This window comes from Streptococcus oralis, assembly GCF_023611505.1.
GTDB lineage: Bacteria > Bacillota > Bacilli > Lactobacillales > Streptococcaceae > Streptococcus > Streptococcus oralis_CT.
Genome location: NZ_CP097843.1, coordinates 1,469,707 through 1,491,430 on the forward strand (window position 1 = coordinate 1,469,707; position 21,724 = coordinate 1,491,430).

At 40.2% G+C, this 21,724-nt stretch carries 20 protein-coding genes and 2 pseudogenes; 7 read left to right on the forward strand and 15 right to left on the reverse strand.

The window, feature by feature from the left end; all coding sequences use genetic code 11:
* Window positions 1–11 precede the first annotated feature (11 nt).
* From M9H69_RS07550 to recJ, 12 genes and pseudogenes are all read right to left on the reverse strand, one after another.
* Window positions 12–617: a nitroreductase family protein gene (locus M9H69_RS07550; protein WP_250315275.1), complete on the reverse strand. Its 606-nt coding sequence runs from the start codon at window positions 615–617 to the stop codon at window positions 12–14.
* A gap of 185 nt (window positions 618–802) precedes the next feature.
* Entirely contained in the window at window positions 803–1,327 is a 525-nt protein-coding gene (locus M9H69_RS07555; protein ID WP_250315276.1) for a hypothetical protein, read from the reverse strand.
* Between the two features lie 154 nt (window positions 1,328–1,481).
* Entirely contained in the window at window positions 1,482–2,327 is an 846-nt protein-coding gene (locus M9H69_RS07560) for a metallophosphoesterase family protein (RefSeq protein WP_250315277.1), read from the reverse strand.
* A 57-nt stretch (window positions 2,328–2,384) separates the two neighbouring features.
* The gene (locus M9H69_RS07565) at window positions 2,385–4,112 is read right to left on the reverse strand and encodes an AAA family ATPase (RefSeq protein ID WP_250315278.1); all 1,728 of its coding nucleotides are present in this window, start codon (window positions 4,110–4,112) and stop codon (window positions 2,385–2,387) included.
* Window positions 4,109–5,113, reverse strand: coding sequence for a hypothetical protein (locus M9H69_RS07570; protein WP_250315279.1), 1,005 nt, complete (start codon window positions 5,111–5,113; stop codon window positions 4,109–4,111). Before M9H69_RS07570 ends, M9H69_RS07565 begins: the two co-directional genes overlap by 4 nt.
* Window positions 5,114–5,188: 75 nt before the next feature.
* Window positions 5,189–5,260, reverse strand: a pseudogene (locus tag M9H69_RS10390) (metallophosphoesterase family protein); the annotation flags it as partial.
* Window positions 5,257–5,862, reverse strand: a complete 606-nt coding sequence (locus M9H69_RS07575) for a hypothetical protein (protein ID WP_250315280.1) — start codon at window positions 5,860–5,862, stop codon at window positions 5,257–5,259. The gene M9H69_RS07575 and the pseudogene M9H69_RS10390, both read right to left, overlap by 4 nt.
* A 24-nt stretch (window positions 5,863–5,886) precedes the next feature.
* Window positions 5,887–7,710, reverse strand: coding sequence for an excinuclease ABC subunit UvrC (gene uvrC / locus M9H69_RS07580; RefSeq protein WP_250315281.1), 1,824 nt, complete (start codon window positions 7,708–7,710; stop codon window positions 5,887–5,889).
* Window positions 7,711–7,811: 101 nt separating this feature from the next.
* Entirely contained in the window at window positions 7,812–8,513 is a 702-nt protein-coding gene (locus M9H69_RS07585; RefSeq protein WP_250315282.1) for a M57 family metalloprotease, read from the reverse strand.
* A gap of 104 nt (window positions 8,514–8,617) precedes the next feature.
* On the reverse strand, window positions 8,618–9,397 hold the full coding sequence (locus M9H69_RS07590; protein WP_250315283.1) for an alpha/beta hydrolase: 780 nt from the start codon (window positions 9,395–9,397) through the stop codon (window positions 8,618–8,620).
* A 68-nt stretch (window positions 9,398–9,465) separates the two neighbouring features.
* The gene (locus tag M9H69_RS07595; protein WP_247946051.1) at window positions 9,466–11,127 is read right to left on the reverse strand and encodes a ribonuclease J; all 1,662 of its coding nucleotides are present in this window, start codon (window positions 11,125–11,127) and stop codon (window positions 9,466–9,468) included.
* Between the two features lie 173 nt (window positions 11,128–11,300).
* Entirely contained in the window at window positions 11,301–13,523 is a 2,223-nt protein-coding gene (gene recJ / locus M9H69_RS07600; RefSeq protein WP_250316176.1) for a single-stranded-DNA-specific exonuclease RecJ, read from the reverse strand.
* A gap of 176 nt (window positions 13,524–13,699) precedes the next feature.
* Between recJ and M9H69_RS07605 the strand changes: the two genes are divergently transcribed.
* The 5 genes from M9H69_RS07605 to M9H69_RS07625 all read left to right on the forward strand — a co-directional run bounded on the left by M9H69_RS07605 (window position 13,700) and on the right by M9H69_RS07625 (window position 17,535).
* Entirely contained in the window at window positions 13,700–14,458 is a 759-nt protein-coding gene (locus M9H69_RS07605) for an amino acid ABC transporter ATP-binding protein (protein WP_250315284.1), read from the forward strand.
* A 10-nt stretch (window positions 14,459–14,468) separates the two neighbouring features.
* Complete coding sequence (locus M9H69_RS07610; RefSeq protein ID WP_250315285.1) at window positions 14,469–15,263, forward strand: transporter substrate-binding domain-containing protein; 795 nt, start codon at window positions 14,469–14,471, stop codon at window positions 15,261–15,263.
* 12 nt (window positions 15,264–15,275) lie between these two features.
* Entirely contained in the window at window positions 15,276–15,953 is a 678-nt protein-coding gene (locus M9H69_RS07615; protein WP_250315286.1) for an amino acid ABC transporter permease, read from the forward strand.
* A 9-nt stretch (window positions 15,954–15,962) separates the two neighbouring features.
* Window positions 15,963–16,622, forward strand: a complete 660-nt coding sequence (locus tag M9H69_RS07620; RefSeq protein WP_250315287.1) for an amino acid ABC transporter permease — start codon at window positions 15,963–15,965, stop codon at window positions 16,620–16,622.
* Window positions 16,623–16,752: 130 nt separating this feature from the next.
* Complete coding sequence (locus tag M9H69_RS07625; protein WP_250315288.1) at window positions 16,753–17,535, forward strand: DUF4037 domain-containing protein; 783 nt, start codon at window positions 16,753–16,755, stop codon at window positions 17,533–17,535.
* A gap of 289 nt (window positions 17,536–17,824) precedes the next feature.
* On the opposite strand, the gene M9H69_RS07630 is transcribed toward M9H69_RS07625, so the two are convergent.
* From M9H69_RS07630 to M9H69_RS07640, 3 genes are all read right to left on the reverse strand, one after another.
* Window positions 17,825–18,844, reverse strand: coding sequence for a YdcF family protein (locus M9H69_RS07630; protein WP_250315289.1), 1,020 nt, complete (start codon window positions 18,842–18,844; stop codon window positions 17,825–17,827).
* A gap of 67 nt (window positions 18,845–18,911) precedes the next feature.
* A complete protein-coding gene (locus M9H69_RS07635) occupies window positions 18,912–19,349 on the reverse strand; it encodes an Rrf2 family transcriptional regulator (RefSeq protein WP_001167382.1) in 438 nt (145 codons plus the stop codon).
* A gap of 72 nt (window positions 19,350–19,421) precedes the next feature.
* Complete coding sequence (locus M9H69_RS07640; protein ID WP_250315290.1) at window positions 19,422–20,264, reverse strand: metallophosphoesterase family protein; 843 nt, start codon at window positions 20,262–20,264, stop codon at window positions 19,422–19,424.
* Between the two features lie 197 nt (window positions 20,265–20,461).
* Here M9H69_RS07640 and M9H69_RS07645 point away from each other — a divergent pair, with 197 nt between their 5' ends.
* On the forward strand, window positions 20,462–20,836 hold the full coding sequence (locus M9H69_RS07645; RefSeq protein WP_250315291.1) for a hypothetical protein: 375 nt from the start codon (window positions 20,462–20,464) through the stop codon (window positions 20,834–20,836).
* Between the two features lie 262 nt (window positions 20,837–21,098).
* A pseudogene (locus tag M9H69_RS07650) lies at window positions 21,099–21,722 on the forward strand (AAA family ATPase).
* The last annotated feature ends 2 nt before the right edge of the window (window positions 21,723–21,724 follow it).

Below are 21,724 nucleotides of genomic sequence, written 5' to 3' on the forward strand. Positions count from 1 at the left end.
TTTTCTTCTTTCTATCTTTTCTCAATGATTTCATCTACTGGCAAGCGGTAGCTTGGTTCCAATTTTTCGTCAGTGTAACCTACCGTAATCAAGAGTTCTGGGCGGAAACGGTCTTCGATGTTCAAAACCTCATTGGCTTTTGATTTATCAAAACCAAGGATAATGTTTGAACCAATTCCCTGGTCAGTCAAAGCAAGAACCAAGTTCATAGCTACTAGTCCTGCATTAAGAGCCAAGTAGTCGCTGACTTGTTGTTCATTGTAACGCGCAAACTCGGCAGGCAAATTTTTCATAAAGTATTGAAGTTGCTCTTCTGAGAAATTCTTTGCACCACCGACGCGGGCAATCTTGCGGGCACGTTTGGCAAGGTCTGTATCAGTAAACAAGGCAATGGTTACAGGTGCTGATGATACCTGCTCAAAGTTCGAACCATAAGCCAACTTTGCCAATTCAGCATTTTTCTCACGAACCACCACGAATTTCCATGGCTGGCTATTGTGGGCACTTGGAGCCAAGGTTGCGATTTCGATAGCCGTACGCACATCTTTGGGATCCACTGGTTTATCAGTAAAATGCTTAGTCGCATGACGTTTTTTATTTAATTCAAGAAATTTCATAATCGATTTCCTTTTCTAATTCTACTGCTTCCATTTTACCATATTTTGAAAGAGCTTGCAGAGATTTTTCATAGAGTTAGTACTTCTTTCAAACTCTCTACTATTCACTTGTAGCTCTTTAAGTAGGTATCGTTTTGGATTTAAACAAATCAAAAAGCAGGTGATAACTCACCTACTTTCTCATATTATTGACCAGATGTGTATGGAGCAACTGCTTTATAAGCCGCTTCCAGCGCTTTCTTCATTGTATCACGTCCAGTTTTCAATTGTTGAACAAATAGAGTACGAGTTTGTTCTGGCACTACTGTATCATCAGAACCAATACTTGAAAGGCTTTCGTTAAATGACTCTCTTACAGTCTCCATAGACTTAAGCGCTGGTTCAACTTGGGCGTTATATGCTTCTTTTCCACTCTCTGGAATTTTTTCCCCAATTTCAACTGCATGCTTTTTATAATTGTCGACTAGTTTACCAAAGACTTTCTTCACATCTCCAACAGTTTTAGCATTGTCAATTTCTTCATCGGTGATCAAAACAACCTCATTATTTTCTGCCTTTGAACTAGACGTTGTTGATGAAGTCTCTGAAGAAGAAGTTTGTTCTACAGAGCTTGAAGCCTTAGTCGAAGAATCAGACGTTGTTTTCCCTGAACATGCTGCTAAAACAACAACAGATAAAAGAGCCATACTGGCTGTAATAATTTTCTTCATAATGTTCTCCTTTATATTAAGAATTAAGTTCATTGTATAACAAAATAATTTCAATGTCAAACTTTAGCTGAGCTATCTCTTTTTCCTTATCATCGTCTAACTCTTTTCTAAGCGATTCGACTACAAACCTCACTTCAAATTAAGGGCGTCCATTTTATTTCTCACTTTGCAAGAAGTCAAAATAATTCTTTACCTCCTCTACATACCCATGCTTTTCGATTAAACTAGCCAAAAGTTCCAAATTGTGCCCCTGATAGTTATCTTCACAACGTAGTTCTTCATACATTTCGATAAAGGGAAGGCCCTGAGACTTGGCCAATTCTAACTCCGCTTCATAATCATAAGAAACTTTTCGGAATAGAATGTTTACCAATTCCCCATCTTCTACTTCTATCACGGCATACTGGGCACGGTGATTTTTTAACGCCTCCCAATCAAAATAGGGCATGCCAATCGTACCTGGATTGATGATTTGTTGACCTTTACTGCCGTAACGAAGCAACTGCTTGTGGACATGACCATAGACTGCCAGGTCCGTTTCCTCATCTAGGAGTTGGTCAAATTTCTCTGTATCATTCCCAACAGACAGGTCCCCACCATAGTTTTTTTCAGGTAAATTATGAGAAAGAGAAAAGCGCAGTCCATCAACTTCTTTCTTTTCTAGCATAGGTAAGTTTCGTAGCCAGACAATCATTTCAGGATCCATTCGCTCCATCAAAAACTGGGTCAATCGCATGAGCTGGACTTCCTGTGGGTCTTCTAAGCCATATTGCCCATCTAAAGCCTCAAGGACACAATCATCCCAATTGCCTCGAACACTTGCTGTGATAGGAAGGTCCTTTAGCAGGGCGACCAAGTCATTTGCACCTGGACCAGGAAGAAAAATATCTCCCATAAGCCAATATTCACTGGCTCCTTGAGTTTTAGCATCCGCAATCACCGCTTCTAGCGCTGTCACATTGCCATGAATATCTGATAAAATTGCGATTTTATGGTTCATATTATTACCTTCTAATATTCATTTACATTAGTATTTCAAGCCATTTATTTACAGACATTATGTATTCCTTGTATTTTCTTCAATCATTTCTCTGATCTTCTGGCGTTGTTCCTCATTCAGATTCAACTTCTGTAGTTGTTTTTCAATACTAAATTCTGAGGTATTGTATTTCTTATCATATATCTCTAATAATTTATTACGAAGAATGGGCTCGCTGATCAAATGAATTTCTTTTAATAGTTCTTCTTCATTTTCTTCCTGCTCCTCTTCTCCATTAAGTCTTTCAATCATAGAATTAATCTTTGCTAAGGCAAAATCACCATAAATATTATCAATCAAATTTTCCTTCATGATTTCTTGTATATTCTTAGCGAAAGTATTTTGCAAAACTTTTCCTTCTGAATATCCCGTTTCTTGATTTTTTTCAATCATAATCACATTTCCTGGTTTAATATCAGATAACATATAGGGAGAGTGGGTTGTGAAGATGAGTTGAATCTTCCTATCCTTTCCCTCGTCTTCTAATATTTCAGAAAGATTATTAATCAGAATTTTAATTAATCTCCTAGACCATTCTAAATGCATAGCTGTTTCTATTTCGTCAACTAGTAATACAATATTATCAACATTTCCTTCATGAATCTTTAGATACGTAAAAAGTTGTGAAAAAATTTCAATTAAGTTCCCTTCCCCAGTTGACATATGATAATTAGGAGTTTCTCTTATCAAATTATAATTATTAAAGTTTTCATTTAAATTATAACATAAATCACGCGTTGATTCTTTTGATTTTGTATACTGAAGTAGTCTGTCATTAAGCTTCTCAAATAAAAATCTATTATTATTGGTATATTTTAACAAAATTGAAGAAGAATTACTTTCAACTAAAGAACCATTTTCTCGGATTTCTATAAAAATAATAACAATACCAATTATTGACTCAACATACTCTTTTATAATTTTCCTAGTTTCATTTTTTACTTCATTTTCGTCTAATTCTTTTACTATTTCTAAAAGTAAATTAAATCCAGAGTTCTCATAATCAGAAACATCTTCTTCTAAATATTTTTTACATTTCGATAATAAAGGTTCAGATAAAAATTTCTTTATGAATTCAACTTCTTCATAAAAAATATTATGTATGGACTTATATATTAAAAATCCTATGGCGTTTATCCCTCTTGGAATTGAGTTAGAATAATCTTTTAAACCATAAGGTTCAATCTCTAATGAACAAGACAAAACTGAACTAATAATTTTACGATCGCTTAACCACAGATATGAGTTTATAAACATCGCCAGTCCATCTTGATTCATTGTTGTATGATATCCAATAGTCCCTCCCCCCTTATTTAGCAAATTAACGTATAGGATCTTTTGAGACTCAGAATTATCTTCTAGATTATAATTAAAACTCCTGTTTTGATTGCCATCAGTATCAACAAATAAATTATTGGAAGAAACCTTAAATCTTACTCGATCTTCCTGCTTTCCAAGTTCAAAAAGGACAAGATATTGATTATCAGGATTTGGTACGAATTTATATGGTGTATAGTCGCTAATTATGTTTAAAACAGTTGTCTTCCCAGTCCCATTTATCCCAACTATTGGTGAAATATTATAAATAGACTCTCCATAAAAGTTTTCAATATAGTCTAAATTTTTATCAATTTTAAGTTCATTCGTTTCAAAGTTAAAATCAACTTTATATTCATCTGAAAAATTAAAAATCTGATTCTTAAAAAGCTCATCATACTGTTTAATCACCAAAGCAATTAATTTCATTCTTCTTCTCCTACTACTAGCCCAATTTCTTTGCTAATATCTGTAACCATTTTTGAAAGTGGTCTATTCCCATAATTTTCTTTGTCTGTGTAGTATCCTGTTATAAAGCGATTCACCTCAGCCTTGTTCAATGCAAGATTTGTTTGATCTAAGATTTTTGATAAACCATCTCTATAACTATCTGTATAGACTTCTTTTTTCCAAATCAATTCATTGACTACATCAATATGGCCTTGATATAGCTCCTCTATACCCAAAACACGAATTCCATTTTTAAAGTCCGAATCATGAGAATTAATTTTGATTTCAATCTCATCAGCAGACTTTAGAACGTATGTAAATTTTACATTATCGAATGGAAAACTAGTGTCATAGGGACTATATTTTATATCCTTATTGGATTTTACATGATTACAGCTATAGCAGCTAGGAATTAAATTATAAAATGAAACTGCAAATAACGGATAGCTGTCTTTTGAAAAAAAGTGGTCTAGTTGAGCAGTGTTTACTACTTTAGTCTGATCGTTAATTTCTTGTTTGCAACCCGGACATTCTTTTTCAGTCCCGTCAATTACCAATAAATCTTGATTACAGTTATTACATGTAAACACTTTATAGGTCGAGTTTATATAATTACGATTACAATACGGGCATACCGAAATGTTCTTTAAATCAATTATTTTCTTTCTTAGTTGGGAATCAATCTTGTCATAGGATTTTTTTAGATACTCTGTTAATTTAGGTTCATTAACAATAAAATTATTCAACAATTTCTTACATTCCTCTAAAAATAAATAATCCGCAGACATTATCTTTAGAAAAGCATCCTGTTCACTCTCAAGTCCCGGTATATTATTTACAACCCAGTTATTTAACTCATCTTTAAATTCAGGATAATGTCGAAAATTCATTTTTTTATATAATTCCAAGCAAAACTTCTCAACTTTAGACGTATTTGATTTTTCTATAGGTATCATAACCGGCACTCCATTCTGGCTCACTTCTTTTCCATTATAGCACAAAAGGCCGCTTATACGACCTTTCTTTATATATTAACTATACAGTTCTGCCAATAAATCCGCAATCACCGCTTCTAGCGCTGTCACATTGCCATGAATATCTGATAAAATTGCGATTTTATGGTTCATGATGGTTTTCCTTTTTCTATTTCATCTAGCCAATTGTGAAACTCCCAACGAAGAGGATCTTCCTTGCCTATTCTTTGTCTCAAATAACCTTGATATCGAAGATAGAAAGCGTAATCTCCCCAACTACTCCACACTTGAGAAGGTCTTGGGATACACAACTGTTTGTTTGCCCTCTCTAACACGATGTTATCTATCGGTACGTGTAAAAAAGGAAAAACGAAGTCTAGGGTTACAGCTTCAAGCATATACAGATACTTGAAAGTCATATTAATCCACTTTTGAGCATGACCATAAGTGAATCGAATCCCATTTGAGCGATAGCAATCTATCAGAACATCACAAGTCCTATGATGCCAACTATCAAAATCAGTTTGACACAACTTGTACCGATTCAAGAGATTTAAAATCGCTTCTTTGATACACTTAGTAGTTCGATTTCTCATCTCCAAGCGCTGTTCATCTGGCATGCCATGAAATCGCAAGGTTCGATTAAAATCAAGATAGGCTCGAGTAGTTGCAGCTAAAAATAAATCTTTTGAATTTCCAAAGTAAGCAAATCGTAAAAAAAGGAGTATATCTCTGTCAATCTCAATCCTATTCATTTCTTCTACTTTCTATCTAGATACTTATTCTAATTCTTTTAATGGTTCCGCTACTTGAGCCCATTCCACTTCTTCGTGAGGGTTCAACTTTCTATGAACAGCTTCTGCGACTGCTCTTGGAACACCAACTTCGACAATTTCATCTACACTAGCTTCCTTGATTTTAGTGAGAGATTTAAAATGCTTCATAAGATTCTGCTTGCGTTTAGGTCCCAAACCTTCAATCCCATCCAGTTGTGATGAAAAGGAGTTTTTGGAGCGCAGTTGGCGGTGGAAAGTGATAGCAAAGCGGTGCACCTCATCCTGGATGCGTTGGAGAAGGAAAAATTCCTGAGAATTACGAGACAACTCCACCACCTCAAGCGGATCTCCAAAGAGCAGTTCATGGGTTTGGTGCTTGTCATTTTTTTGCAGCCCAGCAATCGGAATGTCCAAGCCCAGCTCCTCTTGAATGACTTGCTTAGCAATATTGACTTGACCTTGTCCTCCATCAATGACAATCAAATCAGGAGGAGTCAAACCGTCTCGTTGAACTCGGCCATAGCGTCTGCGAATGACTTCTCTCATACTAGCATAGTCGTCTGGTCCAACAACCGTCTTGATTTTGTATTTACGGTAATCTTTTTTACTCGGTTTTCCGTTAACAAAGACCACCATGGCTGAAACAGGACTGGTTCCCATGATATTAGAGTTATCGAAGGACTCGATGCGAACTGGAGTCGGTATTTGGAGCAAGCGTCCCAGATTTTCAATAGCTCCTTGGGTCTTCTCGACAGATTTTTCTAGCAGATTGAACTTCTGCTCCAGACTAACACGGGCATTTTTTATGGCTAGATTGACCAGCTGTTTTTTCTCACCACGCTGGGGCTTGAGAATCTTGGTATCCACCAAGGCCTTGACAGCTTCTTCATCGATATCCTGTGGAATCAATACCTCATTAGGAACCAGGTGAGATTTTTCTTGATAAAATTGTCCTACATAGGTCAAAAAATCCTCGTCCGGATCGTTGTAGTAAGGGAAGAGATTGACATCTCGCTCGATGAGCTTGCCCTGACGGACAAAGAAAACCTGGACACACATCCAGCCCTTGTCCACATAGTAACCAAAGACATCACGGTTTTGGAGGTCTTTAGCCATGACCCGCTGCTTAGTCCTTAGAGTGCCTATTGCCTGAATCAAATCGCGGTATTCTGCCGCACGTTCAAACTTCATACTTTGTGCTGCCACTGCCATTTTACCCTTAAGATCATCGATGATTTTGTCATCCTGCCCTTTTAAGAAGTCAGAAACTTCCTGAGCCATAGACTTGAAATAGGCCTCATCCTTCTTACAGATAGTGTGGGCCATACACTGACCGATATGGTAATAGAAACAAACCTTAGAAGGTGGATTGGTACATTTCCGAAAAGGAAAAATCCGATCCAAGAGCCGCTTGATTTCATTGGCTGCCCCCACATCTGGATAGGGACCGAAATAAAGACCTCCATCCTTCTTGACCTGACGGGTAATAATCAAACGAGGATAGCGCTCATTGGTGATTTTGATGAAGGGATAGGACTTATCATCCTTGAGCATGATATTGTACTTGGGCTGATTTTCCTTGATGAGGTTGATTTCCAGCAGGAGGGCCTCGATATTGGACTCGGTAACGATAAATTCGAAATCCACAATCTCAGACACCAGAGCCTCTGTCTTGGTATCATGACTTCCACGGAAATAAGACCGCACACGGTTGCGCAGATTTTTAGCCTTTCCGACATAGATAATGGTGCCGTTTTTATCTTTGTGAATGTAACAACCAGGGCTGGTCGGCAAGAGCTCTAGTTTTGATTTGATCAAGTTATTCATAGTTCCATTATAGCAAAAAGCCTGTAACAGGACGAACAAAAAGCCCCACCGATCACTTGATGGAGGAGCTTTGATTTTATTTTAGATTGTATCGACTTCATCTAGTCGCTACTGGTATAGAGTTCTTGAACAGCTTTCACATCCTGGGGCTGAATCCCATAGTAGGAACCTGCCGGCTGCATGACAGAAGTTTCGTTGGTATGATCCAATCCGATGGCATGCCCCAGCTCGTGCTCCGCCGTGTGCACGATCCGGTCATAAGAATAACCATAGTTTGGATTGGATAGATAATAGTGATTCAGGCGAACCGTTACAGATATAAATTGTTTGGTTAACAAATTGGTTTGACTCTCGGCTTGACCTGCTACAGCGGTCGATCCATCATTCATCTCACTTGCCACAATATCTGCCTGGCTAGGATCCGCAACCACCTCAAAGGTAAAGGCTCCCGTTTGATTCCAGTTTTTTATGGCTTCTGCATAGGCACCTTGGAAGGTCTCATCCATTTGAGGCTCAATATAGATGCGAGCTGAGGCCTGAGCCCACTTGCCTTCTGCATGTTGGTGACTGTCTGTCTGAGACAAGACTTCCAGCGTTCCCGTCTCCTTCCATTGATTCCAGCCACCTTGACCAATCTTACTCATTTTTTCAACCTGATTGACCGCAGAATGAAAATCACCTGTCAGATACCAAACCACTCCAAAAGCAATGAGAAGTAGAATAACCACAGTCCAAACCAGACGCCAGAAGAAACGCCAAATTCCCAACAGAAATCGGAACAATAATCGAATAATCCAGAACATGACGCTCCACCTTTCATAAAAATAAGAACCTATCTTGAAATCGCATTTTCCCTGATCAAGATAGATTCTCTATTTTACTGAATAAAGCTGAAAGAAACCTAAAACTAAGATAAGCGTTCTTCCAAGACAAAGTCAATTGGTAGAGTAGCTAAAAAACGTTCCAATTGTTTTTCCCAGTAGTACCACTCGTGCTTACCTGGATTATGACTATAGGTCACCTCAAAACCAAGATTTTTGAGGTTTTTCACTGCGAGATTATTGGCAGAGTAGAGATAGTCTTGCTCTCCACACCAAGCCCATAGTTTGGTCTTTTTATCCGATTTCGCAGCTAGACTTTCAAGCGAATGAGGACTAGCTGTCCAGTCTTTGATTTCTCCAAAAACTCCTCGCCAGTAGGCAAGAGATTCCAGATCCTGGCTTTCAGGAGAGAATTCTTGAAAACTGAGCGCGCCAGAAAAACTAGCCGCATGAGAAAAACGATTGGTAGCGAGAGCGAGTTTGAAGGAGCCGTAGCCACCCATGGACAGACCTGCTATGAAGGTCTTTTCTCGCTTGCTGGTCATATTGGGAAAGAAACGTTTCATGACTTGGGGGAGTTCTTCTGCTAGAGCTGTATAGTAGTTATAGCCATACTGGGTATCTGTGTACCAGCCATTGCTAGTATTGGGCATGATGACAATGAGATTGGTCCCGCGCAACAAGCGTTCGACATTAGTTCGCTTGAGCCAGCTATTTTGATTTCCTGACATTCCGTGCAAAAGATAAAGGACAGGAATATCTGTGCAATCTGGTTCAGTCACCCGACTGCCATCTGGATAGAGTACGGTAACACCCCACTCCATATCCAAAACTTCTGAGTAATACTCAATATTCATAACCGCCATGAATCTCTCCTTTTACTATTCTATAAGAAAAAGCCGAATTTCGACTTTTTCTGTAGGTATTCTGCTTATTATTTTGCTTCCATCACGACTGGCAAGATTGCTGGGCGACGCTTGGTTTGATCAAAGAGGTACTTGGTCAGATTGTCACGAACCTTGCCTTTGAGATCTGCCCAATCAAAGTCATCACCTTGAAGATACTCTTCTACCGTTTGGTTAATCAATTCGGAACTTTCACGGAGAATGTCGCGACTCTTCTTAAGGTAGATAAATCCACGCGTATGAACACGAGCCTTAGCCACAATCTTCTTCTCACGACGGTTAACAGTGATCGCCACGATAAAGATTCCATCCTCTGACAAGACCTTACGGTCGCGAAGAACGACATTCCCAACATCACCAATGGCATTTCCATCAATCATAACATCGCCTGCAGAAACTGCTCCAGCTGGAACGAAGTCTCCATGTTCATAGGACATGATCGTTCCCTTTTTAGGGATGAAAATGCGCTCTGGCAACATTCCAACTGCCATGGCAGCCTTGGCATGCGCATCCAACTCACGGTACTCCCCTTGTACAGGGAAAAGATATTTCGGTTGCAAAAGATTGATCATCAACTGCAAATCACGCGCATTTCCGTGTCCTGATACTCGCAAACTCTGGGTAATGAGTTTTACCACACCACCAGCTTGGTAGATCATATTTTCAACGCGAGCCACAACCGCTTCTTTGGCGGTGGATGGAGTTGTTACAATATAAACCAAGTCCCCATCCTTGATTTCTACATAACGGTGGCGCCCAACAGACATCTTGCGAAGTCCATTGATGGGTTCACCCATACGACCTGTCTCTAGGATAATCAACTCATGGTCTTCAAAACGAGACATTTCTTTTGGTTTAATCAAAAGGCTTTCATTAGCTAGAGACAATTTTTTGAGACGAATCGCTGTACGAACGATATTTTCAACATCAAATCCAGTCAAAACGACTCGGCGACCAGTCTCCGCAGCTGCATCAAAAACCTGCTGGATACGAGAAAGGTTGCTGGCAACTGCTGCAACGATGATACGACCGTCCCAGTCAGCGATGGTTTGGGTAATTTCATCCCCAACTTCACTCTCGCTCGCCACCTGAATATTGCTGTCTGCATTCGCAGAATCACTGAGAAGTGCCAAGACACCGTCACGTCCGATTTCGGCTAAACGTGCAAAATCCGTCGCATAGGATTCACTAGCCGTCTGGTCAAATTTGAAGTCGCCTGTGTAAACAATGTTCCCTTTTGGAGTTTTCAAGACGACTCCCAAACTTTCTGGGATGGAGTGAGTTGTACGGAAGAAGGAAACCACAGTCCCTCCAAAATCAATCTCCGTATCCTCATCGATAACATGGAAGTCATTGAATTTCTTAACCGTATCATTTCCTTTGACAAAGAGTTTCGCCAACTCAATGGTCAACTCAGAGCCAAACACAGGCACCTTCGCTTCTGCCAAAAGGTAAGGCAAAGCTCCAATGGCATCCGCATGTCCATGGGTCAAGAAGACCCCAGCGATACGGTCGCTATTTTCAAAAAGGTAGTCCATATTTGGTATGACGACGTCGACCCCAAGTTGTTCATTTTCAGGGTATTTAAGCCCCGCATCCAAAACAAAAATTGAATTGTCAATCTCAGCAATATACATATTTTTCCCATTTTCTCGTACACCACCTAGTGTTGTTAAACTGATATTACTCATTTTCCCTCCGAAACTTAATTTATCTTGATTATAGGGTAGGTTTACCCTCTTATTCTAAAAGTTCTAAAACTTTCAGCCGAATCTTTTCCTACCATTATACCATTTTTTTGATGATTTTCAAAATGAAGATTTGTTTTCAAAAAAGAGCTGGTTGCCCAACTCTTTCCTAACTTCTACTCTTTTCTCATCAAAAAGTTATACATTTCTTGCACTGTCCCCAGCGCCAGCATTTCTTGGTCTTTGACAGTTTGTTTGAGATTTTGGTAAATCTGACTTTCAGCGATTTCCCTTTTCGGCGCTTCTTTATTGACAGTCATGACACCATCTTTGATAGTTACAAAGCCCAGTTCCTCAAAGACTTGGATCATCTTGACCAGCAAGATTTGTTGGATATTGAGATAAGCCGCCAAATCTTTGAGCTTATAGCGAATATCGAACTCTGGGAATTGGTAGATGGTTTTGTATAATTTGGCAAACTGCTCTCTAGTCCCATAACCTGTTAGGTAGTAGGCCTTGTCAATATCATTTTTGAAATAGACAGCAGAGAAATTCTGTTCCTGAAAAATGGTCTTCAGCAGGGTAATATCCTCAGGAATGGTTTTTACAACCACAGCATCACTGGTCTCTAATTCTGGCAATTCTCCAGAAAAGTCCAAGACTGGAACTCCCTCTGGCAAGACTGCATTCTTCCCACGAATGTTAAAGAGTTGAACGCCTTCCACTTGCGCATCCACCATCATCAACTGGAGAGCGGTTTGGCCATTCCATTGGTTGACAGACAGGGTGACTGCCAATTCTAGATTCTTGGTTTGAGCAAACTCCGTCGCCCATCTACCTTGTCCGAAGGCCACCACTTCAAAACTAGCTTCTCCCTTAGAAATTTTTAGTTTGAGGTGAGTATTTCCCGCCCCCATACTACGAGCACTCTCGACAGTGAAATCTCTGATGTAAAAAACAGGTTTCTGATTGTCCATACCAAAAGGTGCCAAACGTTCAAAGTTTTTGACCGTTTCTAAGCTAAGTGTCTCCAAATCCAACTCTTCATCTAGATTTAACTTGTTCTTACCACTAGCATCTGCACCTTTTTCACGGATATAGTCTTCCAAGACCTGAGATAAATCTGAAAGCTTCTCCACTTCTAGCGTCATGCCCGCCGCACCAGCATGGCCTCCAAAGGCGATAAAGAGCTCTCGATGGGGATCCAAGGCTTCAAAAATATCGACAGCTTCCACGCTACGAGCACTGCCCTTGGCACGACCGTCTTCTATATTAAGTACTATGACTGTCTGTCCAAGTTCTTCCAGCAAGCGCCCAGCTACGATTCCTAGAACTCCAGGATTCCAACCTTCTTTGGCTAGGACTTGTACCTTCTTCTCAGGAACCACCATGGTCTTGGCTTCTTCATAGATAGATTGCACGATTTCCTTGCGCTCTTCATTTTTCTGGTGAATCATAAGAGCAATCTCATGTGCTTCCTCATCATCAAATCCAGTCAACAAATCAATGGCGGGATTGGGGTCGTCCAAGCGGCCTAAGGCATTTAAACGAGGGGCAATCTGAAAACCAACTGTTTCTTCCGTCACTTCGTTGGCAACAATCCCAGCCATGTCCAGCATTTCTTGTAGACCGATGCGTTGAGTATGCCCCAACATTTCCAGACCATACTGAACCATGATACGGTTTTCATCCGTCAAACTCACCATATCGGCAATAGTTCCGATAGCAACCAAATCCAGTAGTTCCACTTGCACTTCTTCTAAAAGGGCACAAGCTAGCTTAAAGGCCACTCCACATCCAGCTAGATATTTGAAAGGATAGTCCGCGTCTGGATGCTCAGGGTGGACAATGGCATAGGCAGCTGGCAGGGTTTCCGGCATGGAATGGTGGTCAGTCACAATGACATCCACTCCCATAGACTGGGCCAGTTTAATGGCCTCGTGACCAGCAACTCCATTATCCACTGTCACAATCAAGGAAATTCCCTCTTGCTCGATAAAGTATTTATAGACACTGGCATTGGGACCATAGCCATCGGTAAAGCGATTGGGTAAGTAAACACGGCACTCGGCACCAAGTTGTTCCAAACTTTCCTTAACAATAGAAGCTGAAGTCATGCCATCCGCATCGTAATCTCCATAGATGAGAATATTTTCCCCTGCTTCAATGGCCTGACGAATCCGTTCCACTGCCTTGTCCATATCATGGAGCAAGTAGGGGTCATGCAAGTTCTCCAAGGAAGGTTCTAAAAACTTCTTCAGGCTTTCTTCGTCTTGAATTCCTCTTTCAAATAATAACCGCGCCACCTCAGGACCCAGTCCAGCCTTCTTGGCTATCTTTGTAAAATCCGCATCTTCAACTTGCGGAGCAAACTGCCATTCATAAGTAGGAGTTATCAAAAAAACATCCACTCTTTCTAAGAATTCTATCGTTTCATTATAACATGATTTAGGCATTTTCTCTATCCAGATTGCTTTTTTATAACATTTTAGTGAATTTTTTCAGATATGATTTGACAAGAACATTCTTTTGTTGTAGAATCATGTTATAAAATCTAACACAAAGGAGATCTCTCATGGCTTTAGTAGAATTTAAAAACGTCGAAAAATATTACGGAGACTATCACGCACTCCGCGACATCAATTTCCGTTTTGAAAAAGGACAAGTTGTTGTCCTGCTTGGACCTTCTGGTTCTGGGAAGTCCACTCTTATCCGTACGATCAATGGTTTGGAGGCTGTTGACAAAGGAAGTCTCCTGGTCAATGGACACCAAGTAGCAGGTGCCAGTCAGAAAGATTTAGTTCCTCTTCGTAAGGAAGTCGGCATGGTTTTCCAACATTTCAACCTCTATCCGCATAAAACAGTGTTAGAAAACGTGACACTCGCACCCATGAAAGTTCTAGGAATTGATAAAAAAGAAGCTGAAAAAACAGCCCAAAAATATCTGGAATTTGTAAATATGTGGGACAAGAAAGATTCCTATCCCGCCATGCTATCTGGTGGACAAAAACAGCGGATCGCCATCGCACGTGGCCTCGCTATGCATCCGGAACTCCTCCTCTTTGATGAGCCAACATCTGCTCTTGATCCTGAGACTATCGGTGATGTTCTAGCAGTTATGCAGAAACTGGCACATGACGGGATGAACATGATCATCGTTACCCACGAAATGGGCTTTGCTCGAGAGGTTGCGGACCGCATTATCTTTATGGCCGACGGAGAGGTTTTAGTAGATACGACAGATGTCGATGACTTTTTTGACAATCCAAGCGAACCTCGTGCCCAACAATTCCTCAGCAAAATTATCAACCACGAAAGTGACAAAGTCAAATAAGGAGGCGCCTATGAAAAAGAAATTCTTTTTATCCGCATTATTGATTAGCCTTTTCAGCCTTGCTGCTGCCAAACCAGTTCAGGCTGATACCAGCGTCGCAGACATTCAAAAAAGAGGCGAACTGGTTGTCGGTGTCAAACAAGACGTTCCCAATTTTGGTTACAAAGATCCCAAGACAGGGACCTATTCTGGTATTGAAACTGATTTAGCCAAGATGGTAGCTGATGAACTCAAGGTCAAGGTTCGCTATGTGCCTGTTACCGCTCAAACCCGCGGTCCACTACTAGACAACGAACAGGTCGACATGGATATCGCGACCTTCACCATCACAGACGAACGTAAAAAACTCTACAACTTCACCAGTCCCTACTACACAGATGCTTCTGGCTTTTTGGTCAATAAGTCTGCCAACATCAAAAGCATTGAGGACCTAAACGGCAAAACCATTGGGGTTGCCCAAGGTTCCATCACCCAACGCCTGATTACTGAACTGGGTAAAAAGAAAGGTCTGAAGTTTAAATTCGTAGAACTTGGTTCCTATCCAGAATTGATTACTTCCCTTCACGCTCACCGTATTGATGCCTTTTCCGTTGACCGCTCTATCCTCTCTGGCTACATTAGTAAACGGACAGAACTACTAGATGATAGTTTCAAGCCATCTGACTACGGTATTGTTACCAAGAAATCAAACACCGAGCTCAACGATTATCTTGATAGCTTGGTCACTAAATGGACCAAGGACGGTAGTTTGCAGAAACTTTATGACCGTTACAAGCTCAAACCATCTAGCCATACTGCAGATTAAGGAGGACACCCCATGACAGATTTATCATCTTGGACAGCCTATTTTCAGGATTTTGGACAATTTTTCAATGGTTTTCTCTTCACTCTTGTCCTAGCAATTGGATCCTTTATCCTAGCCATGGTTTTGGGCATCTTCTTCGGAGCTATGTCGACCAGTAAACGTCCAATTTTGCGAATTCTAGCTCGTATCTTTGTCGAATTTTACCAAAATACTCCCCTCTTGGTGCAGTTTGTCATCGTTTTTTATGGTCTACCTCTTATCAGTGACCATACCATCATGATTCCGATTTATTGGACAGCTGTTCTCTGCGTGGGACTTTATCACGGTGCCTATATTGCTGAGGTTATTCGTTCAGGGATTCAGTCTATTCCTAGTGGTCAGATGGAGGCCGCCTTATCACAAGGTTTCACCTATATCAGTGCTATGCGCTTGATTATCTTGCCTCAGGCCTTCCGTATCATTCTCCCACCTTTGACCAACCAAATCGTTAACCTCATCAAGAATACCTCTACAGTTGCCATCATCTCTGGAGTAGACTTGATGTTTGTGACTAAGTCTTGGTCAGCTCTCAATGGAAATTATATCCCAGCCTTTTTAGGCGCTGCCCTACTCTACTTTGCCCTTTGCTTCCCTGTCGCCCAGTTTGGTCGCAAGATGGAGCAAGCCAATAAAAAAGCCTATTCACTTTAGGAGGTTACTATGGAATCTATTTTAGAAGTTTTGACCCCAGATAACCTAGTCTTTATCTTTAAAGGCTTCGGCTTGACCCTCTACATTTCTCTGATTGCTATCGTCCTTTCTACCTTTATCGGGACGGTACTTGCGGTTATGCGAAATGGGAAAAATCCTGTCTTGCGAATCATCTCAAGCATTTATATCGAATTTGTGCGTAATGTTCCCAACCTTCTCTGGATTTTCACCATTTTTTTGGTATTCAAGATGAAGTCGACACCAGCTGGCATTACCGCTTTCACCCTTTTTACCTCAGCAGCCCTAGCTGAGATTATCCGAGGCGGTCTCAATGCCGTAGACAAAGGGCAATACGAAGCAGGAATGTCTCAAGGATTTACCTCTGTGCAAATCCTCTACCATATCATTCTTCCACAAGCAATCCGTAAAATGTTGCCAGCTATCATTTCTCAGTTTGTGACCGTGATTAAGGATACCAGCCTTCTCTACTCTGTTATCGCTCTACAAGAACTCTTTGGCGCCAGCCAAATTCTCATGGGACGTTATTTCGAACCAGAGCAGGTCTTCAGTCTTTATATCCTGATTGCCTTGATTTACTTTATCTTTAACTTTGCCATTTCTAGCCTGTCTCATATGCTAGCAAAACGTTGGCAACAAGCCGCAGAATAAAGAAAGAAATGTGAACTCAAAACAAGGGTTCACATTTTTTGCTATAAATGAAAAAGGGCAACTCAATGCTATGCAAACGTTTTACTTTTTGGTAAAATGACTTTAAAAGCATAAAGCAAGGAGAAAAACAATGATCCAAGAACTTTGCAAAGAATTCTCTCAACTGGAGCAAGTAGAGGCCATTGCTCTAGGTGGTTCACGTGCAGGACAAGACTATGATCAAAATTCTGATTATGATGTCTATATCTACCTCAACTCACCTATTGACGAAGAAACTCGTCAAATCATCCTGAGCAACTATTGCTCCTACATGGAAATTGGAAACCAGTTTTGGGAATTAGAGGATGACTGTATACTAAACAACGGTATCCAAATCGAGTTGATTTATCGTTCGCTGAAGTCGTTCGAACAAGAATTAAACTCAACTGTTTTTCAGCATCAAGCCCAAAACGCTTATACAACCTGTATGTGGCACAATCTACTCCACAGCAAGATTCTATACGACCCGAATGGGCGCTATGCTTCTCTTCAAAAAGCCTATCAGGTTCCCTATCCTCAAAAACTCAAAAAAAATATTATTGAAAAGCAACTCCTTTTGCTGGATCAAGCCATGCCTGCCTTCTCTATCCAAATAGAAAAAGCTATCAAACGTCAAGATCTTCTCAGTATGAATCATCGTTCAAGTGAATTTTTTGCTTCCTACTTTGACTTGTTGTTTGCGCTCAATGAGCAAACCCATCCTGGTAAAAAACGAATGCTTGACTACGCTAAGACCAATTGTACTCTCCTCCCTAAACAATTTGAAGAAACTATTCGCAAGTATTTCCAACTACTCTATCAACCACAACAAGGAGAGCAAGCGATCGTAACCTTGCAAACTATCCTGAAGGAACTAAAAGCCATTTTGCCATAGACCAAAAAGAAAATGTGAACCTCTGTTGTTGTTCACATTTTTATTTGTCGTTGACTGTAAAATTCTAGTCTACTCATATTCAGTTGCCTATTTTTGGCTCTCTCTGAAAATCTGCAACTAGGTTAGAAATTGTTCAATTGATTGACGAGCAATCATGAAGCCGTTCCAAAAACCGCACTCACAATCACTTACCCTGCTCTTTCATTACTAGTGACAATTTTTCCCTTAGGGTTACTACAAGATTTTTTAGAGATTCTAACAAGAATTACAATATGAATTTTACATATTACTATAGAACACCTCTATAGGAGAAAATCAGAGCTAAAATTAATAAAATATAGAAGGTGATAAAAAGCCATTTCATCTTCACACATAGAGCAATATATTCTCTAATAAAAGCCGATGGAATATAGTAGGCGGCCGTACGGCAACCAAGACCATCTCCCTTCATCCCAATACGGCGAGCATAGGTACTAGTACGAAAAACATGGTAATCATTGGTCACAAAGAGAAAACGTGGACTAGCCACCAGCTTCTCCCCCATTTCTTTTGAGAAGAGAAGATTCTCATAGGTCGTCGTTGAGTCTTCCTCTAGGAGAATCACTTCTCTCGGAACATCTGTCTCTTCCAACAAATAATTACAAATTGCCTGAGCTTCGGAAATCTTCTCATCCCCACCTCGACCACCACTTGCGATGATTTGAACATTGGGGTTGAGAGACTGGTGATAAGCTTCTACTGCCTTGTCAATGCGACTCTTCAGTAAGGGAGTCACTTTTTCTCCATTCAACAAACCTGCTCCGTGAATGATAATAAAATCATAATATTTTTTCTTAGGAATAAAAAGGTACAGGATAGAATAAAGCAGAAATCCTGCAAAGGCAAAACCAAAAATCAAATACGAATAAATCAAAAAGAAAAAGATAATATTCACTAGATGATTGGTATAAAACAAGCCCTTGGTATCGCTCACTCGAATCGCCATGATCACAAAAAAGAATAGAATCACACAACCTAATCCTAGAGACAAATAATTTGCCTTGGATTTTCCTTCTTTTTTCAATAACACAAATCCATTATAAATAAGGAAAAAACCACTTAGAAAAACTAAAAGAGGCAGCAGGAGAAAAATCCCTGCAAAGAAAACCATGTGCACTTCTTTCTGTCCAGCTTCGTAAAAAAGATTGGCAATGGACATATAAGAAAAGAGCAGAGACAAAAGTAAGAGAGCTGGATTCCAGAGACTGCGATTGTCCCTTAAAAACGAAACGAGAAAAAGTAGGACAAAAAATCCTGTGATAAAGTACATAGTCTCCTCCTTTGATGACTACATTGTACCATAATTGTGGCAATAGAAAAAGAGGAGCCTAGCCCTCTTATTTTACAATTCTTGCTTCTGCATCTGCCACAACCTGAGCCAGACTCATCTGACGAAGTTGATTTTCCATAGCTACTTGGATATCCAGCAATTTCTGATCCAAGACCTTATGAATATTAGCCCCTACTGGACAGTTAGGATTGGGATTGTCATGGAAACTAAAGAGCTTACCAGATTTTCCTAAACATTCGACTGCCTGATAAACATCAAAAAGGCTAATATCTTGGAGGTCTTTGATAATTTCGGTACCACCCGTCCCACGAGCAACTGAAATCAATCCTGCTTTTTTGAGTTGCGACAAAGTCTTACGGATAATGACTGGATTAACTCCAACGCTAGCTGCGAGAAAATCACTGGTCACCTTGCTTTCCCGGCCCTTGATAGCAATGATAATTAGCATATGGGTCGCAATGGTAAATCGACTTGAAATTTGCATTTTGTTCCCCTTTCACCTGAGATTCTCATCATCTCTCTTCTCATACTCATTATACCTCTTTTTGATGTCATGTCAATCATTACTACTATCTAACCATGCATCCAACTCAATATCATGCCCCTGTTCTTGGGCAATCTCATACAGAAGTTCCTGGTTATGAGTGTGGTGAATCCCATTTACCAAACTTTCATAGTAGACCTGGAAATAGGGGAGCTTTAAATCTTTGGCCAACTGCAATTCGGCTTCTACATCATAATCCACTCGATGAAAATCAACATCAGACAAACCTGCTTCATCAAACTCTAAAATCATATACTGGGCCCGTAGGTCCTTACGTAATCCCGCATCTAAAAAGAAGGGTTGTCCAATGGACCCTGGATTAAGAATCAACTGTCCATCACTTCCATAACGAAGCAACTGTTGGTGGATATGACCATATACTGCGATGGAGGCATGCGGTTCCGTCACTAATCTATCAAAATCTTCTTGTTTTCCCGTATGAATCAACTCCCTACCCCAGTTTTTATCAGGGAGATGGTGAGTGATTCCCACCATCAAATCACCAAACTGACGATGAACTTGCATGGGTTGATTGTGGAGGTCTTCGATTTCTTCAGGGCTGATTTCTTCTAATATATACTGGCATTGACGTAGGAGGTAGCGATGACTAGCTTTTGTCAAATCTAGCTTACGATGCAAACCTCGCCAGAGACTATTCTCCCAATTACCAAGAACTCTTACAGTGATAGGCAAAGCCGCTAAAAGATTCAATATCCTTCTACGTCCCGTTCCCGGCATAAGAATATCCCCCAAAAGCCAGTACTCATCTACCTTTGCCTTTTTAGCACCAGCCAGTACAGCTTCCAAGGCTGTCGTATTCCCATGTATGTCTGAAAGAACTGCTATTTTCGTCATCCTTTCTCCTCTTTTCCTCTTACTTCTTTTGTTAGTATTATAGCAGAAAACACTCAAAAAGAGCACTATCACTACTCACTGGATTAACTTGTAAAGGCTTCCGAGACGTGCTATAATATAAGTAGAGAGTTCCCCTTCATTTAAGATTATGTGGTATTCAACCTCTCTCAATTTTTGTAGATTGGAGGACTATTGCCATGCGTAACTATCTTAAGTATCTCCCATACTACCTTGTCATTTTCTTCTTTTACTGGCCCCTCTATGAGCTATTCTCACTACTCATCACTGACCCATATACACTGAAGGGACTGTACACTTACAACATTCTCCTCTTTTCACCTTTGGCAACCTTCATCGTGTCCCTTCTTTATAGCTACCGTTTCCAATTCTCACTGTGGTGGCTGCTTGGTGTCGGATTGCTCTATTGCTTTACCATCATCACTTTTAATGAATTCATTCTCGTTTATTTCCTAGCTTATGAACTCTTTGCCCTACTTGGTATGGCTTCAGGTTCGGGTATTAAATACATGCTACAGCGAGGAAAAAATAAAAAACTTTCACAAAATCCTTGAAAAATCTCGCAATCATGCTATAATAATGCATAGAGACAAGTCACTTAGTCCCTTTCTACTAGAGAGTGCGTGGTTGCTGGAAACGCATAGAAAGCCTAAACTGATACTACTCTACTGACTTTTATGCAAACATAAAACGGTGGCTACGTTAAAGCCAATCTGAGGTGTCCCTCTTTTTTGAGGAACATAAATGAAGGTGGAACCACGTTGCGACGTCCTTTTAAGGATGTCGCTTTTTGTTTTATCAGAAGGAAGAAGAACGATGCTTTATATGATTGGCGGATCACCTTGCAGTGGAAAGTCAACAATTGCTTCACTTCTTGCTAGACAGTATCAACTACTTCATATCAAACTGGATGATTTGATAGAAGAGATGATGAGTCAAGCAAGTGCAGACTCACAGCCGATTTGCCTTCTTAGGCAGGATAGAAATCCAGAACAAATCTGGATGAGAAATCCAGAAGAGATGGCAGATGAAGAATGGCACTTTTATGAAGAGATTTTTCCTTATGTAAAATCTTACGTGATAAAAAATCAAAACAGACCTCTCTTGGTGGAGGGAGCTGGACTTTTGCCTCACTTGGTAAAGGATCTTGAATGTCCAGCGTCTTCCTATCTATGCTTGACTCCAACAGCCGATTTTCAAAAAAAGCATTATATACAGAGAGAATGAGTTCCTTATGTCTTAGAGGGTACAACCAACCCTGAGCAAGCTTTTGAAAACTGGATGCAACGAGATATTCTTTTTGCTCAAATGGTTCGTAAGGAAGCGATGAAATTAGGCTATTCTAGTCTCGTAACAGATGGTAGTCAACCAGAAAATCAGACTGCGGAAGAAGTTGCTCGGCTCTTAAAATTGTCCAACAAAAAAAGAATAAATATTTAAGG